Source organism: Parvularcula sp. LCG005 (genome assembly GCF_032930845.1).
GTDB lineage: Bacteria > Pseudomonadota > Alphaproteobacteria > Caulobacterales > Parvularculaceae > Parvularcula.
Window position 1 is genome coordinate 1538278 of record NZ_CP136758.1, and the last position, 13034, is coordinate 1551311.

Annotated in this window: 18 protein-coding genes; 17 read left to right on the forward strand and 1 reads right to left on the reverse strand. The window is 58.9% G+C overall.

All coding sequences use genetic code 11. The features are described 5' to 3' along the window. Positions 1 to 9: 9 nt before the first annotated feature. From RUI03_RS07260 to RUI03_RS07280, 5 genes are read left to right on the forward strand one after another with little or no spacing between them, the layout of a single operon-like run. Positions 10 to 1188: a D-alanyl-D-alanine carboxypeptidase family protein gene (locus RUI03_RS07260; protein WP_317289623.1), complete on the forward strand. Its 1179-nt coding sequence runs from the start codon at positions 10 to 12 to the stop codon at positions 1186 to 1188. Next, positions 1185 to 1802 (forward strand): dTMP kinase, encoded by a 618-nt coding sequence (tmk, locus tag RUI03_RS07265; protein WP_317289624.1) that lies wholly within the window; start codon positions 1185 to 1187, stop codon positions 1800 to 1802. Before RUI03_RS07260 ends, tmk begins: the two co-directional genes overlap by 4 nt. Continuing rightward, a complete protein-coding gene (locus tag RUI03_RS07270) occupies positions 1799 to 2824 on the forward strand; it encodes an AAA family ATPase (RefSeq protein ID WP_317289625.1) in 1026 nt (341 codons plus the stop codon). The genes tmk and RUI03_RS07270 overlap by 4 nt, the downstream gene beginning before the upstream one ends. Continuing rightward, positions 2811 to 3593 (forward strand): TatD family hydrolase, encoded by a 783-nt coding sequence (locus tag RUI03_RS07275; RefSeq protein ID WP_317289626.1) that lies wholly within the window; start codon positions 2811 to 2813, stop codon positions 3591 to 3593. Before RUI03_RS07270 ends, RUI03_RS07275 begins: the two co-directional genes overlap by 14 nt. Beyond that, positions 3590 to 4438 (forward strand): MBL fold metallo-hydrolase, encoded by an 849-nt coding sequence (locus tag RUI03_RS07280; RefSeq protein ID WP_317289627.1) that lies wholly within the window; start codon positions 3590 to 3592, stop codon positions 4436 to 4438. The genes RUI03_RS07275 and RUI03_RS07280 overlap by 4 nt, the downstream gene beginning before the upstream one ends. On the opposite strand, the gene RUI03_RS07285 is transcribed toward RUI03_RS07280, so the two are convergent. After that, entirely contained in the window at positions 4435 to 6360 is a 1926-nt protein-coding gene (locus tag RUI03_RS07285; protein WP_317286794.1) for a hypothetical protein, read from the reverse strand. The genes RUI03_RS07280 and RUI03_RS07285 overlap by 4 nt on opposite strands. A gap of 865 nt (positions 6361 to 7225) precedes the next feature. Between RUI03_RS07285 and RUI03_RS07290 the strand changes: the two genes are divergently transcribed. The 12 genes from RUI03_RS07290 (at position 7226) to RUI03_RS07345 (ending at position 13017) form a co-directional block, all read left to right on the forward strand. Then, positions 7226 to 7522, forward strand: a complete 297-nt coding sequence (locus tag RUI03_RS07290; protein WP_317286795.1) for a hypothetical protein — start codon at positions 7226 to 7228, stop codon at positions 7520 to 7522. A gap of 120 nt (positions 7523 to 7642) precedes the next feature. Continuing rightward, a complete protein-coding gene (locus RUI03_RS07295; RefSeq protein WP_317286796.1) occupies positions 7643 to 8017 on the forward strand; it encodes a hypothetical protein in 375 nt (124 codons plus the stop codon). Between the two features lie 160 nt (positions 8018 to 8177). After that, positions 8178 to 8546 carry a DUF736 family protein gene (locus RUI03_RS07300; RefSeq protein ID WP_317286797.1) on the forward strand — a complete coding sequence of 123 codons (369 nt, stop codon included), beginning with the start codon at positions 8178 to 8180 and terminating at the stop codon, positions 8544 to 8546. Positions 8547 to 8560: 14 nt separating this feature from the next. Next, complete coding sequence (locus RUI03_RS07305) at positions 8561 to 8878, forward strand: hypothetical protein (protein WP_317286798.1); 318 nt, start codon at positions 8561 to 8563, stop codon at positions 8876 to 8878. Positions 8879 to 8943: 65 nt separating this feature from the next. Then, a complete protein-coding gene (locus RUI03_RS07310) occupies positions 8944 to 9345 on the forward strand; it encodes a hypothetical protein (RefSeq protein WP_317286799.1) in 402 nt (133 codons plus the stop codon). Beyond that, the gene (locus RUI03_RS07315) at positions 9342 to 9860 is read left to right on the forward strand and encodes a hypothetical protein (protein ID WP_317286800.1); all 519 of its coding nucleotides are present in this window, start codon (positions 9342 to 9344) and stop codon (positions 9858 to 9860) included. Before RUI03_RS07310 ends, RUI03_RS07315 begins: the two co-directional genes overlap by 4 nt. Before the next feature lie 46 nt (positions 9861 to 9906). Further along, positions 9907 to 11043 (forward strand): hypothetical protein, encoded by a 1137-nt coding sequence (locus tag RUI03_RS07320; protein ID WP_317286801.1) that lies wholly within the window; start codon positions 9907 to 9909, stop codon positions 11041 to 11043. After that, positions 11024 to 11404 carry a hypothetical protein gene (locus RUI03_RS07325; RefSeq protein WP_317286802.1) on the forward strand — a complete coding sequence of 127 codons (381 nt, stop codon included), beginning with the start codon at positions 11024 to 11026 and terminating at the stop codon, positions 11402 to 11404. The genes RUI03_RS07320 and RUI03_RS07325 overlap by 20 nt, the downstream gene beginning before the upstream one ends. Beyond that, positions 11313 to 11885, forward strand: coding sequence for a hypothetical protein (locus tag RUI03_RS07330; protein WP_317286803.1), 573 nt, complete (start codon positions 11313 to 11315; stop codon positions 11883 to 11885). Before RUI03_RS07325 ends, RUI03_RS07330 begins: the two co-directional genes overlap by 92 nt. Beyond that, on the forward strand, positions 11875 to 12552 hold the full coding sequence (locus RUI03_RS07335) for a helicase HerA domain-containing protein (RefSeq protein ID WP_317286804.1): 678 nt from the start codon (positions 11875 to 11877) through the stop codon (positions 12550 to 12552). Before RUI03_RS07330 ends, RUI03_RS07335 begins: the two co-directional genes overlap by 11 nt. 135 nt (positions 12553 to 12687) lie before the next feature. Further along, positions 12688 to 12825, forward strand: coding sequence for a hypothetical protein (locus RUI03_RS07340; protein ID WP_317286805.1), 138 nt, complete (start codon positions 12688 to 12690; stop codon positions 12823 to 12825). Between the two features lie 9 nt (positions 12826 to 12834). Next, entirely contained in the window at positions 12835 to 13017 is a 183-nt protein-coding gene (locus tag RUI03_RS07345) for a hypothetical protein (protein ID WP_317286806.1), read from the forward strand. Positions 13018 to 13034 lie beyond the last annotated feature (17 nt).

Here is a 13034-nt window from a genome sequence, read left to right on the forward strand (position 1 = left end):
CAGCACGCCATGACCTTATTTTTTGCCCTTGTTCAGCGATGGATTACCCGCGCCTGCATCGTCGCAGTGTCGGGACTGGCTGCGTGGGGCACGGCGGTGGCGCAACAGCCATTTTCGACCAAGGCCCCGCACGCGGTCATCATGGATGAAGCCACGGGCAACATCCTCTACGCCAAGGATGCCGACATCCCCATACCGCCAGCCTCCATGAGCAAGCTGATGACCGTGGCGGTTGTTCTTGACCTGATCGAGAAGGGGGAGCTGACCCTCGACACGCCGTTCATGGTATCGGAAAAAGCCTGGCGGACGGGCGGCTCCAAGATGTTCGTGCTGGTCGACACTGAGATCAGTGTTGAAGACCTGCTGCGCGGGGCCATGGCCGTAAGCGGCAATGACGCGACAATCGTCCTTGCCGAGAATATCGCCGGGTCAGAGGCTGAATTCGCCAATCTGATGAATGAGCGGGCCAAGGCCTGGGGGCTTAAGAGCTCTCATTTCGTCAATCCGACAGGCGAAGCGGGTGAAGGGCAGGTGATGAGTACGCTGGATCTTGCGCGTCTCGCCCGGCTGATCTGGCGGCGCTATCCCGACTATCACTATCTGTTCAGCATCAACGAATTCACCTGGTCCAAGATTACGCAGCGCAACCGAAACCCCCTGCTCGCCACCTTCGCTGGTGCCGACGGGATGAAAACCGGGTACACGGACGAGGCGGGCTACGGTCTTGTCGGCACAGCAGAACGCGATGGCGCCCGACGCTTCATCGTCCTCGCCGGCATGGAGTCCGAACAGGAACGCGCCCGCGAAGCCGACCGCATGATGGGGCTGGCCTTCACCGAATTTGCAAAGCGTACCTTCTTTAACCCCGGCGATCTGGTGGGCGAGGCCGAGGTGTTTGGCGGCCGGGCACCGGCGGTACCGCTGCGCATAGACGTGCCGATCACCTTCACGCTGCACAAGCGTATACTGGACGGTGCTGAGGCCAAGATCGTTTATGAGGGTCCTCTGACAGCGCCCCTGCGGGCAAATGAACGCGTCGCCGTCTTGCAACTCTCCATGCCTGACCATCAGACACGCGAATATCCGCTGTACACCGCAGAGCCGGTACGGGGATTAAGCGCCATGGCCAAGATCAAGCTGGGTCTGGAAATTCTGTTCACACCGCCCAGTGAAATTGACCAGCTATGACGGGTCTGTTCATCAGTTTTGAAGGCCCCGAAGGCGCGGGCAAGTCCACGCAGATCAGCATTCTTGCAGCGCATTTGCGGGCCGCCGGCCATGATGTCGTCCTCACCCGCGAACCAGGCGGCACATCGGCGGGTGAAAGCCTGCGCTCAGTGCTCCTCGATCCCGATCAGGACTGGTCGCCGCTCGCGGAGGCGCTCCTGATGAATGCCGCGCGGGACGCGCATATGCGGCAGGTGATTGTGCCCGCCCTGGAGGCAGGTCAGACTGTGCTGTGCGACCGCTTCTGTCATTCAACCCGTGCCTATCAGGGCGGCGGCGGTGATGTGGACCTGGCACTCCTGAAGTCGATCGAAAAAGCCGTCTGTACGCGGATGCCCGACCTCATCCTTCTATTTGACCTGTCGCCGGAAGAGGGCCTGGCCCGGGCCGCGGCCCGCGGGCGCGCCGACCGGTTCGAAGCCAAAGGCCCAGACTATCACAGCCGCGTTGCCGCAGCATTCCGCGCCATGGCTGATGAACCGAATTGCCATTTGATTGATGCAGCGGGGACAGTGGACACGGTGTCCGCGCGCATCCGCGACGCCGTCGATCCGGTGATTGGCACGGCGCCATGAGCGATAATGAGCTCAACACGGATGATCCGCGTTTTTCGGCCGACGCCCTGATCTCACCTTCCGTCCGCCAGCGGCTCGAAAGCGCAAACCGGGCTGGCGCGCTGGTTGGGGGGTGGTTGCTGGCGGGTCCGAGGCAAATCGGCAAGGCCACCTTGGCCTACGCCATTGCGCAATGGGTGATTGGTCAGACCGACCATCTCGGTGCCACCAATCCTCAAGTTGCGCCCCTGATCCACAATGGCAGCCATCCCGATCTGTTTGTGGTTGAACGCCAGGCCCACGAAAAGACGGGGCGGATGCGCAGTGAAATCGTCGTTGACGACATTCGGGGTGTCATCAACGGCCTGCACCGCACATCAACGACGGGCCATCGCGTCGTGATTGTCGACACGGCAGACGACCTGAACCGGCAGGCGGCCAATGCCCTTTTGAAAATGCTTGAGGAGCCGCCACAGGGGACGCTTCTGCTTCTCCTCTCATCGGCACCGGGTCGGCTCCTGCCCACCATCAAGTCCCGCTGCCGAAAGCTCTCTCTGGCGCCGCTGAAAGATGAGGAACTGCTGCCATTCCTCGAGAAAAATCGTGGCCTGCGGGGCCAGGAGGCAGCGGATATCGTTCGGTTAGCTGGGGGGCGGCCAGGACGGGCGCTTGACCTCGCATCGGGGGAGGGGGCGGAAGCCCGAAAGCTGGTGCAAGGCTTCTGGTCAGCGCTGTCGCCGCGCGGCGACCTGATTGCCGCCGCGACGGCGATGGCCTCAAAGACCGCCGATGAGCTTTGGCCGGAAGTGCGTCAATTGATACTCGATGACATCGGCGACGCGATCGTCTGTCGCGGACGAGGGGAAACACCCTTGCGTACGGAGCTGGCTGAAGCCGATGTGCCGGCCTTGCTCGATCTGCATGAAAACCTGACCGCCTTGACTCGGCGCGCCGATGCGCTGAACAGCGACCGCACGCAGACAGCCCTGATGATGGGGCTGAAAACGCGAGAAGCCGCAAGAGGGTCTCATGCTGGTCGATAGCCACGTCAATCTACATGGTGAGCGGTACGCGGACGATCTCGACGACGTCCTGTCGCGGGCGGAGAGCGCCGGCGTTACCGCGATGCTCGCCATTTCAGATGAGCTGGCCTCAACGGACGAAATCCGCGCCATTGTCGGCGATCGCCCGAATATTTGGCGATCTGTCGGTGTTCACCCCCACCACGCCAAAGACTATGCAGACCTGAGCGCCGAAACGCTGATCAAGCTGGCGGAAGATCCGAAAGTCGTTGGTATTGGCGAATGCGGTCTCGATTTCCACTATGAGTACTCCGAGCGCGAACTGCAGGAGCCTGTGTTTCGGGCGCATATTGCCGCGGCCCGGGAAACGGGGCTGCCGCTGATCATCCATTCCCGCAACGCGGATGATGTAATGGCCAGTATTCTGCAGGAAGAATATGCAAAAGGCCCGTTTGTGCCTTTGCTGCATTGCTATACCGGGGGGCCGGAACTGGCGACCGTTGCCTTGAACATGGGCGGGTACGTCGCATTTTCAGGCATCATCACCTTCAAAAAGGCGGACGACGTCCGCGCCGTGGCTGCAATGGTACCCATCGACCGCATTCTCGTTGAGACCGATTGCCCGTTCCTCGCGCCAATACCCCATCGCGGGCGGCGGAACGAGCCAGCCTACCTGCCGCATGTCGCAGACTGCCTCGCAGAGATCAAAGGCGTCAGTCGTGACGAGATTGACCGCACGACGACCGACGCCTTCTTCAACCTGTTCACGCGCGCTGAACGACCCACATGAAACTGCGCGCCGTCATCCTGGGCTGCGGCTCATCACAGGGCGTACCCCGTCTCGGCGGTGCCGATGGCGCAGGAGACTGGGGCGCATGCGATCCCACCAATCCGCGAAACCGTCGCTCACGGTGCTCGATCCTTGTTCAGCGGGCGGACGACCGACTGGGATGGTCTGCCGACCGCTTCACGACGGTCCTCATCGACACGTCGCCGGATTTACGCAGCCAGATGCTGGCTACAGAGCAGGCTCATGTGGATGCCGTCTTCTACAGTCACGACCATGCTGATCAATGCCACGGCATTGATGACCTGCGTGTTCTGGCGTTGAACAGCCGCCAGCGTATTCCGGTCTACATTGATGAGCTGACCTCGCCAAACCTCATGACCCGGTTCGCCTACTGCTTTCAGGACAATCCGAAGACCGGCTACCCCGCCATTCTCGATGCGCGCGTCATGCCGACGGTCGGCGAATGGCTCGATATTGAGGGTCCGACAGGCCCCATTCCGCTCACGTCGTTTCTGCAGCAGCACGGCGCGGTCCAGTCACTGGGCTTTCGCTTCGGGCGGAGAGGGGGGCTGGTTTACTCTCCCGACGTGAATGAGCTTGACGACACAGCGTTCGCGACCGTCGGACAGCCGGAAGTGTGGATCGTCGATGCGTTGCGTTATTCCTCACACGTCAGCCATGCCCATGTGGACAAGGCCGTCGACTGGATCAACCGGTCTGGCGCCACGCGCGGCATCCTGACCAATATGCACGTCGATATTGACTACGATGCGGTGATGAACAGCACGCCTGATCACGTCACGCCGGCCTATGATGGCCGACTGATCGAGGTGACTGCTGATTAATCAGCCGCCGCCTCAGACCAGGTGACGTCGAGGCCAAGCATTGCATCAACCATTTCAGGCGTCAGCGGCTCTTCGCCCTGTTGCATTTGCGCAAACGATGCCGCCGTCAGCGGCTCCTCCGGAGCGACGACCGCGGTCAGTGTACCGCCAGAGGTCAGGAAGGACGAGAACGCGCGAATATAGCCTGCCGCCGACGGATAGACTTGCGTGACCGAACCGCTGGCCAGGCTGAGCATACCCGCCACACCATTGCGCATCTGTGTCGGGTCAGCGCCTTTGAACGCTGCCAGTTGCGGTGCCATTTGATCCTCAGGCATCATGTCCAGGAAGGCAATCATCGTTGAGAATGCACGATCAAGGCCACCTTTATCCGTCAGGTCCAGCTGGCCACGAATAATCGCCGCCTGCTGAGCAAATGTGCCGGCCAGCGCTGGCGATGACCAGCTCTCGGCCTCGTTTAGATCGAGGGCGGAGAGGGCGGCATAATCCGGCATTTGTCCGTCAACGGAGAGAGCCATCGACCCATTATCCCGCAAGGACAACAGATAGTTCAGACCGGTGGCGCCGTCCTGTGGTGACCAGTCAAACGTGAAAAGGCTATCGAAGGCTACAACGTCGAGGTCATTCGCTTCGAGCATCGCCTTGACCTGCTGCAGCTGAGCCATGTCCGACGCAGACGGATCGGCCGCTGCCATGTCGGCTTCCATGTCTTCGTCCATGTCGGACAACACATCTATTGCCGGCCCGGACATCGCCTTCATCTGCTCGTCCACCATGTCAATCATGGAAGTGACGTGATAGACGGTGTTCTCCGTACGCAGCTCGATATGCGTCGGCAGCAGCCAATGGAAATCGCGAGCATCAAGCACCATGAGGTCCTGTGACACAAATGGCTTGCCATTGAGATCATAGCTCAGACCGCTCACGGTCCAGCGCCCGAGACTTAAGACATCGGTCTGCGTCATTTCCGGCACGCCATCTGCTAACATGTCGAATATCGCATTCAGGCGGAGATCAGCCAGGGTCAGCCTGTTGAGCGAATAGTCGATGGACATGGCAAAATCCGCCATTGCTTCGGCCATTGGGCCTTCCGGATCAGCTTTCATGTCCATGGTGAAAGAGGTGCCGTCGGCAAATCCAAAGCCGTAATTCCAACCGCTGACGTCCTTGTAGCCAGCGAAATCCATCCGCATGGACATATCCATGATGAGGCCATCATCGACCATATCCATATCATAGACATAATCTTCGACAATGACGGCATCGTAGCTGACATTCTTGAACAGCGACATATAAGCCAGAAGCGGCTCTGACTGTTCAGTGTCCGGCAGACCAATGCTCAGCCCGTCGATCAGGATACGACCAATATTGAGATCCAGAGCATTGGCGGCGGCGGGCGCCATCGCGGCCATTTCATCTTCAGACAGAAGATTGGCGGGCAGGGCCTCCATGATCATTTCATTCATGGCGCCGTTCATCAGTTCGGTTATGCCGAACGGCGCCATGCCGACGGCTTCGACACGGCCAATCGTTAACAGCGCAGACGGGTCGTCACCACCAACGAACTCCATGATCTCGTCCACGGTCACGTCCCAAAGGTGCAGTTCGTCGATGTTAACGCCGACGTCTGGCAACGCGTCGACCGTCAGTGTCACATTCTGGGCGTAGACGCCGCCATCCGCATCGATGAGGCTGTCATAGGCGATGGCGACCGGCCAGTCCGCGTCGCGCATCAGCTCGAAGACGTCGGGCGTGCTGCGCGGTGCCGTGGGCGCGATCGACGACACAGCCTTGAGCGCAGCAATGTCGGCCGCATAAGAAATCTCGTCATCAAGCAGATTGTCGTCGACATTCTGCATGACATAATACGTCGCTGCCGCCGCGACAGCGACCACACCGACAACAACCAGAACACCGCGCATATCAGACCCCCAAGACTTCCCATCAGTCGATCAGCCAAATCTTAACGGTGAAATGGCCGAAATGTAACCTCAGAAATGAGGCCCACCCCCCGATCGTTCATATTTGAGGCATTTGGATATTTGCGACAATATCAACACCACAAAGCGCGTAAGCCTTTGTTCCTGTTATGTCTTAGGCCGCTTTGCTCGTTTTAGGGGAGGGGTCACTAGACTGTAGCCGATCAAGTATAGATAGCCAAATTTCTGACATTTCGCCGTCATGGCGGGCCGCATGGGCGCGCAACAGCCATTCTTCGACGGGCTCGTTAGCGGCTTCGCACAGTCGGCTTATTGTGCTGTCATCGGGGACGTTTCGGCCACGAAATAGAAGAGAAAGAGATCCCGTAGAGATTTCGATAGCGCGCGCCAGCTTGTTCAGCGAGGGGTTCCCGCTGCGGTCCATGGCGCACTGTATTAGCCAAGTGATTGTCTTGTCTTGAGACACATACACCCCAATAGGTAGCAACTGCATTGAGAGCATAGGCGGGGCCGGGGGGCATTGCCAAGGCCAGAAAATCACACCCCTATGACCTTGCCTTTAGTCGTTGGCTAACAGGCAAAGGGGCAACTGCAAATTCCCCGAACCTCGCGGGCCGCGTCCCTGTTCGACGCCCTGGAAACAGACCTCTTCGCGGTCCGCGAGCGTATCACAGAACCGGGCGATGAGAGGGCGTCTCATGAAAATTCGAATGGTGATGATGGGGGCCGAAGGGGGTCAGGGGCAACTGCAAAGCCCTGCGTCTCGCGATGATGTCCGAATGAGTGATGACACGGACAATGTTTCAGGTGGCGCGCGAGAGCCACATCAATCCGAAAGGACCGATCTATGCTGAGTAGTTCAGGACAAGTGCCCAATCAGGGCGGAGGTGTTGGCGCAAATGGTGCTCAAATCGGCCAGCAGGGGGGACCAGCGGGCTGTGCCTTCAGCACCGTTGGGGTTGCTTGCACAGTAGCACTGTTTGCCAGTCTGGGCATTTTGAAGCTGATTGAACTCATCCGCTATCGCCAGATGATGGAGCGTTGGATTTACGCCCATGGAGAAGCCGCGCGCATGGGCGTCGGCGCTCATACAGTAGCCAGCGAAAAGCAATGCGATTGCGCTTCCCGTCAGCACAAGGACTAACTGTGTATTGGTTTGGGGCATGATTTTATTCCTTGTTTCATGCGGTTGTGCCCCGAAGGGCCGGTTGCTGCGGATACAGCAACCGGCAGCTTTTTAAGAGTCTTTCAGAAAGTCAAGCCGATGATTGATCTACCCCCACCACAATTCATTGAAATCACGTGCGAGGGCGCGGAGCTGACCGAGACCGGCGCGCGCTGTCCGATCCCCCAGACCGTGAATCTGGTCCCCGAAGACATGGGCCAGCGCTATGACCTGTCCGCGTTCTGCGCATCGTACAGCGCCGAACCTGTCCCGAACGGCTGGCCCCGGATCGTGGACCGGATCGAGTATGACGGCTTCCTGTCGATGCTCCCCGACGGCCCCACGGCGGAAATCCGCCTCGTGAACGCCATGGCAGGTCTTATGGCGTACAAGGTCGAATTGACCGCCTACGGACTTTATCTTGAGAATTGCACCCGCCCCCCTGTCGCGGTGCTCCGAGGCCCTGCGGAGTAGTGACCCGCAGGGGGCCGAAGGCGGTTTTTTGAACCGCAAGCGGGGTCTGGTCTGTTCAACCATGCTGTTGACTTCCCCACCGGACCCCGCCGCCTTTGGCCCCGATCACTGACGGCGCGTCAGCGCACCCTTTCAAAAAATCAATGAGGAATACAGACAAATGGCCAAGATCGGCGAACTGATTATCGAGAAAACGGCGGACGGCTTTTATGGCAAGGGCCGCATTCGGACAATGCACATGCGGGCGTCTTTTGACCTTCTGCCCGTCGAACGGCAGGGCGATAAGGCCCCCTCGCATCATATCGTTGTCTATGATGGCGGCGAGGCCGTTCCCATCGGCGCGGCATGGCAAAATGCGCAAAAGCGCGGCGACAATGCAGGCGCGGTCATGTTCTCGCTACGGTTCGAGGACCCGGACTTCCCGGATTGGGCGCAAAACCTGCCCGCCTATGCAACGTCTCCGGACAATTCCAAGCCGCTGGCGATCATGTTCGACCGCTCCCGAAATCAGGACAAAGGGGGCGAGTGATGGAAAGGCAAATTATGTACACCATCACCGAGGACGAGGCGAAGGCCCTTAACGACTTGAAGTCCATCGGACTGGCAACAACGGCGTCAATGCTCGTGACCTTTCGCCGTTTCATTGATGACACGACCGTCGTGGGCACGCAACTTCGTACGCTGATTGATGCTGAGCGATTGGCAAACGGGTCACTGGTCAAGGGGGCTGGCATACACGACTACTTCATCTTTTTGGACGGCATAGACCAATTGCTCGCTAGCTTGCAGGCCAATCTCGATGAGCTGGTCGAATATGCCAAGTCCTCCAAACATCCCCTCGCGGATAGCTTGTCGTCATGACTTCTACTCCGTGCCCGTCCATTTCATCACCTCGCGCTCATGTCAGCGCGCAAGAGGCTTTTGCTATGCGACGGGCGCGGGCGAATGGGGCCAAGCTGGAGGAAATCGCCTATCAGTTTGGCCGTTCTCGCTACACAATCGGCAGGCATGTGGCCGGGGTTGATCCGTCTACGCCTCACCGGCGGCGCATGGCGATTGCTGAGCGCGCCTATATTGCTGGCCTCACGTTTCAGGAGATCATCGAATTGTCGCGTGGGCAGGTTACATTGCACCATTTGCGCATTGCGGCCCTGACCCCAGACGAGCGCGATGATATGCAGACGAATGACTATCGGCTTCATATCATTACGCTCCTGACGCGCGATTTTCCGCTTGCGGACATTCAGGAAATTACTGGCATGTCAAGGGCGGAGATTGCCGACGCGTTGGCGGCCTTCGGGCTGGCCCTGAAAGGCGGCGACGCATGACCGAGACGGCCAACACACCCTTGGCGATGAAATTTGCGACATGGTGCAAGCGTCAGCACGGCAGCGCCGATGATGTGACCCCTGAACGGTTCAAGCGCGAGATGCTGGACGAACGGGCCCGTCATATGGACTGGGTACTGAACGCTTTTGAACCATCAACCCGGCAATATAACGATCCTGCCTATGCGGTCACGGTCGCTCTATCGTCACTGGCGCAGGCTATCGAGCTGGTCGGCCTGACCCATGGCGGCGAAGAATACACCAACAGCCAGAGAACGACCCTCAAGGCGATGATGTATGGCGCGGCCTGTCAACACGAATTTTCACTGTTCGGGACCGAACACCTGAAACAGTTCTTTACACTGAATATACAGGATAATTTTGCTTATATCGGCGACGACTTTGCCAAATGGCTCGCGTCCGAAATGGGCGACGACGATCACGAGGGCGATGCCGATGCCTTCGCCGAATACCCCCCCCCACCCTCTAACAGGGGGGGGTGGCACCTCATCTAATCCCCTGATCCGGTTCGAGAGCCTCCCTTCACTGACCCTGACCCCCTTGCCCCAAGGGCACCGGCTCTTATCGGTCGGCTGGGATACCATTCAGGAAAGCTGGGACATTCAACCGGGCGGTCCTTGGTACGCCGTCTTGGAAGTCGCCAAGAAGCGGGCGCAAGAGAACCGCGAAGGCGGCGAGGGCGTGGCCGTCCTCGAGATCGACGGGGAGCCGTGGCGCGTGTCGTCGGCGGGGGCGATGGGCGGGATCCGGTATGTCATTGATAATGGCAAAATCATGCTCCTGATACGGGGGCAGGGGCAGGCGTTTGGTGTACTGGTACGCTACCTGTCGGCAGGTCTATGGCTCGACGGTTGGGAGGCGTTGCAGGTCGAGGCGGAGGCCATTGTAAGGCGTCTGTTTTCCTGTCCACCGGTTATTCCGGTGAGGGTGAGCCGGGCGGACTGGTGTTTCGACTTCTACGCGCCGGGATACAAATTTGACGCGTTCCAGATGCGCAAAAATTTGGTCGCTCACTCAAGCGTAAAGTTTCACATTCACGGAACATCCGTCCACGATGAAACCTTTCTTGTCGGGGCGCTCGGAAACAGACAGCTAACGCTCTACAATAAGACGAAAGAGCTTAAGGATAAGCCGGGCAAGGAATGGTTCTACGACGTCTGGGCCGTCGCCAATGATGGCGAAATTGTCTTTCCCGATGAGCCTAAAGACGTCTACCGGCTGGAAGTTCGACTAGGCAAGGAGGCCTTCAAGAACCGGAACATTCGCACACGGGCGGAAGTGATCGACCATCGCGCTGAAACGGTGGCCGGGGCGTTGGCGAATATCAGGGTCGTGGAGCCGGGCGAGGACAGCAATAAGGACAGACGGCCGGTAAACCCGTTCTGGTCCGAAGCAATCCGGAATTGCGACGTGTCAGAACAGATCAAGGTTGGCCGATATGTGACGGGAAAGCGCGCGTGCCTTCTCGACCAGATGGCCGCGCAGATGGCCGGGACAATCCGCAGCTATTCCATTTTGCAGGCCAATGAAGTGAGCGACGGCGGGGTTGAAGCCGTCGTCAAGCGCGTTGTCGAGATCATGAAAAATGATCCGGAGGCGAAGAAGAAGGAGAAAGCCGCAAGTGAAAGATACAAATTCGTGAACGGAGCCGGAGACGATGCCACGCAAACTGATTAAAAAGCATGACCTGCACTATGAAACCATCGGGCATATCACCTGCCCTTCATGCGCGCGGGAAGGGCTTCCCCTCAAGGTCAACCAGAACATGAGCGTCTATGCGAATTGCAGCCGGGCACTGAATACCCCGGCGCCGGGCGAGCGGGCCGAACGGTGTCTGCACCGGCAGGTCTATGACAGCCGTAAATCCGCATCTCTCATCAATACCTATCGCAACCAAACCGAACCGAAGGAGCAAGGCCATGCCGAACCCGTCAAAACAACCCCAGATGACACCCGAACCGACGGACGAACCGAAGAGCGACCAGTGGCCGACGAACGAGGCGAGCGGCGCGACGACGGAATCGACCTCTGGTATTGAGCGCGCGCAGGAGGGCGGTGCTGACACTTCGCATCTCGACACCATGATTGAGGATATGGCGAACGAGGAGGCCGCAGAAGCGCAGGAAACCGCTATTGCGACCATGAAGGACAGCTTCATGGGCAAAGAGGCGTTCTTCATGATGTTCTGCGCAGCGTTTGCCCTGCCCAATCAGGTGGCGGCGGGTCTGCGCATGGCGAGGGTGAACACGGGACCGCTCCCCTTGGCGAGCCTCCCCATCGCGCCCCATGAACAGGAGGCCGCGCAAGGCGCGTCTGATGCCCTCTATGACACGATTGTGGCCATACCCGCCCTGCATTTCATCATTCAGCCTGGCGGGGAATGGATGCCGCGGATCATCGCCATTGCGACCTTTGGCGGGCTGAAGCTGATGGCGATCAAGGCGGAGCTGACAGCGCGGGCGCACGCCGCGGCAACGGCGTCCGACGAGGCACAGGAGGGTGACGCCGATGACGCGTGAGAATGCCAAACGGATCTTCATTGCCGGGCGCACAGGGTCCGGTAAATCGACCCTCGCGCGGTCGATGTTTCGCGGGGCAGGGGCGCGGGTCATTGTCTGTGATCCTAAGGGCGACTGGCAGCACGAACGCGGATTCAAGGCTATTGTCACCGCGCCGGGCTGGCCTCTCGCGCTGTTGCGGACCTTAAGAACCCACTGGCAGAAGGGGTTTAAGATCGCCCTTGTTCCGCCCCCGGATGGCGGTAGCCCGGCGCAGGACCTGATCGAGACCTGCAAGCTGCTGTTCAAGGTCCAGAAGCCGTACCATGAGAGGCAGGACGACCGACAAATCACGCTCGTCATGGAGGAGATGTCCTTTTCCTACCGTCAGGGCGTCGTTTCTCCGGAAGCCTATGCGCCGGTGCAATCCATGATCCGCATGGGGCGCGACTGGGGCGTGAACATGATCGGGATCACTCAAAGCCCCGGCACCGTGAATCGCGACTATCGCGCCAATTGCGCCGAAGTGTATCTTTTCGCGCTCGGCATATCGGACGCCAAATCCGTGACGGACGTTAAGGCCCTCATCAAGGACCCGGCACTTAAGTCCGCCTACGATACGATGCCGAACTATCACTATATCCGCATCACGGATCATTCCTGTGACATGCTGAAAACGAAAAAATAGGGAAGGGGGCTTAAGCCCCTTTCTTACAATTTGTTCAGGGGGCTTAAGGACGGCTCCCTTTTGTCCCTTTACGGATGAAGAAAACGCCCGGCCTATAGAACCTGCAATCGAGCAGTGAACTATGAGGCCCGACCAATGCCAAAAACCGCAAAATCCATCGTGGTGGGTACATTCGTGACCCTTTCGGCCATGTGCATTTTCGAGTTTGTCATTCGTCCGATGGCGTCGAAAAAATCGACGACCGGGACAGCCTCACCAACTCAAACCGTGTGAGGTTCTACCATGTCCAAGGTCTCTGGGATCGTTTCCAAAACCAACGTTAAAACGGTCGCTATGACCGCTCTGGGCGTCATCATCGCTGGTGCCGCGCTCTACTATCTCGGCAAATATCCGGTCTTCAAACAGGCGTCCGACGGCCTCGACGGCAAGGCCAAGGGTGATGGCCTGTTCGGCATGTTCGGCTGATCGCTTACCACCCCTTT

What these genes read in the sequence shown, in the direction of transcription:
- tmk (WP_317289624.1), top strand. Translation starts at nt 1,185, where the DNA reads ATGACGGGTCTGTTCATCAGTTTTGAAGGCCCCGAAGGCGCGGGCAAG.
- RUI03_RS07260 (WP_317289623.1), top strand. Translation starts at nt 10, where the DNA reads ATGACCTTATTTTTTGCCCTTGTTCAGCGATGGATTACCCGCGCCTGC.
- RUI03_RS07290 (WP_317286795.1), top strand. Translation starts at nt 7,226, where the DNA reads ATGCTGAGTAGTTCAGGACAAGTGCCCAATCAGGGCGGAGGTGTTGGC.
- RUI03_RS07285 (WP_317286794.1), bottom strand. Translation starts at nt 6,360, where the DNA reads ATGCGCGGTGTTCTGGTTGTTGTCGGTGTGGTCGCTGTCGCGGCGGCA.
- RUI03_RS07315 (WP_317286800.1), top strand. Translation starts at nt 9,342, where the DNA reads ATGACCGAGACGGCCAACACACCCTTGGCGATGAAATTTGCGACATGG.
- RUI03_RS07270 (WP_317289625.1), top strand. Translation starts at nt 1,799, where the DNA reads ATGAGCGATAATGAGCTCAACACGGATGATCCGCGTTTTTCGGCCGAC.
- RUI03_RS07275 (WP_317289626.1), top strand. Translation starts at nt 2,811, where the DNA reads ATGCTGGTCGATAGCCACGTCAATCTACATGGTGAGCGGTACGCGGAC.
- RUI03_RS07340 (WP_317286805.1), top strand. Translation starts at nt 12,688, where the DNA reads ATGCCAAAAACCGCAAAATCCATCGTGGTGGGTACATTCGTGACCCTT.
- RUI03_RS07295 (WP_317286796.1), top strand. Translation starts at nt 7,643, where the DNA reads ATGATTGATCTACCCCCACCACAATTCATTGAAATCACGTGCGAGGGC.
- RUI03_RS07345 (WP_317286806.1), top strand. Translation starts at nt 12,835, where the DNA reads ATGTCCAAGGTCTCTGGGATCGTTTCCAAAACCAACGTTAAAACGGTC.
- RUI03_RS07300 (WP_317286797.1), top strand. Translation starts at nt 8,178, where the DNA reads ATGGCCAAGATCGGCGAACTGATTATCGAGAAAACGGCGGACGGCTTT.
- RUI03_RS07335 (WP_317286804.1), top strand. Translation starts at nt 11,875, where the DNA reads ATGACGCGTGAGAATGCCAAACGGATCTTCATTGCCGGGCGCACAGGG.
- RUI03_RS07280 (WP_317289627.1), top strand. Translation starts at nt 3,590, where the DNA reads ATGAAACTGCGCGCCGTCATCCTGGGCTGCGGCTCATCACAGGGCGTA.
- RUI03_RS07305 (WP_317286798.1), top strand. Translation starts at nt 8,561, where the DNA reads ATGTACACCATCACCGAGGACGAGGCGAAGGCCCTTAACGACTTGAAG.
- RUI03_RS07330 (WP_317286803.1), top strand. Translation starts at nt 11,313, where the DNA reads ATGACACCCGAACCGACGGACGAACCGAAGAGCGACCAGTGGCCGACG.
- RUI03_RS07325 (WP_317286802.1), top strand. Translation starts at nt 11,024, where the DNA reads ATGCCACGCAAACTGATTAAAAAGCATGACCTGCACTATGAAACCATC.
- RUI03_RS07310 (WP_317286799.1), top strand. Translation starts at nt 8,944, where the DNA reads ATGCGACGGGCGCGGGCGAATGGGGCCAAGCTGGAGGAAATCGCCTAT.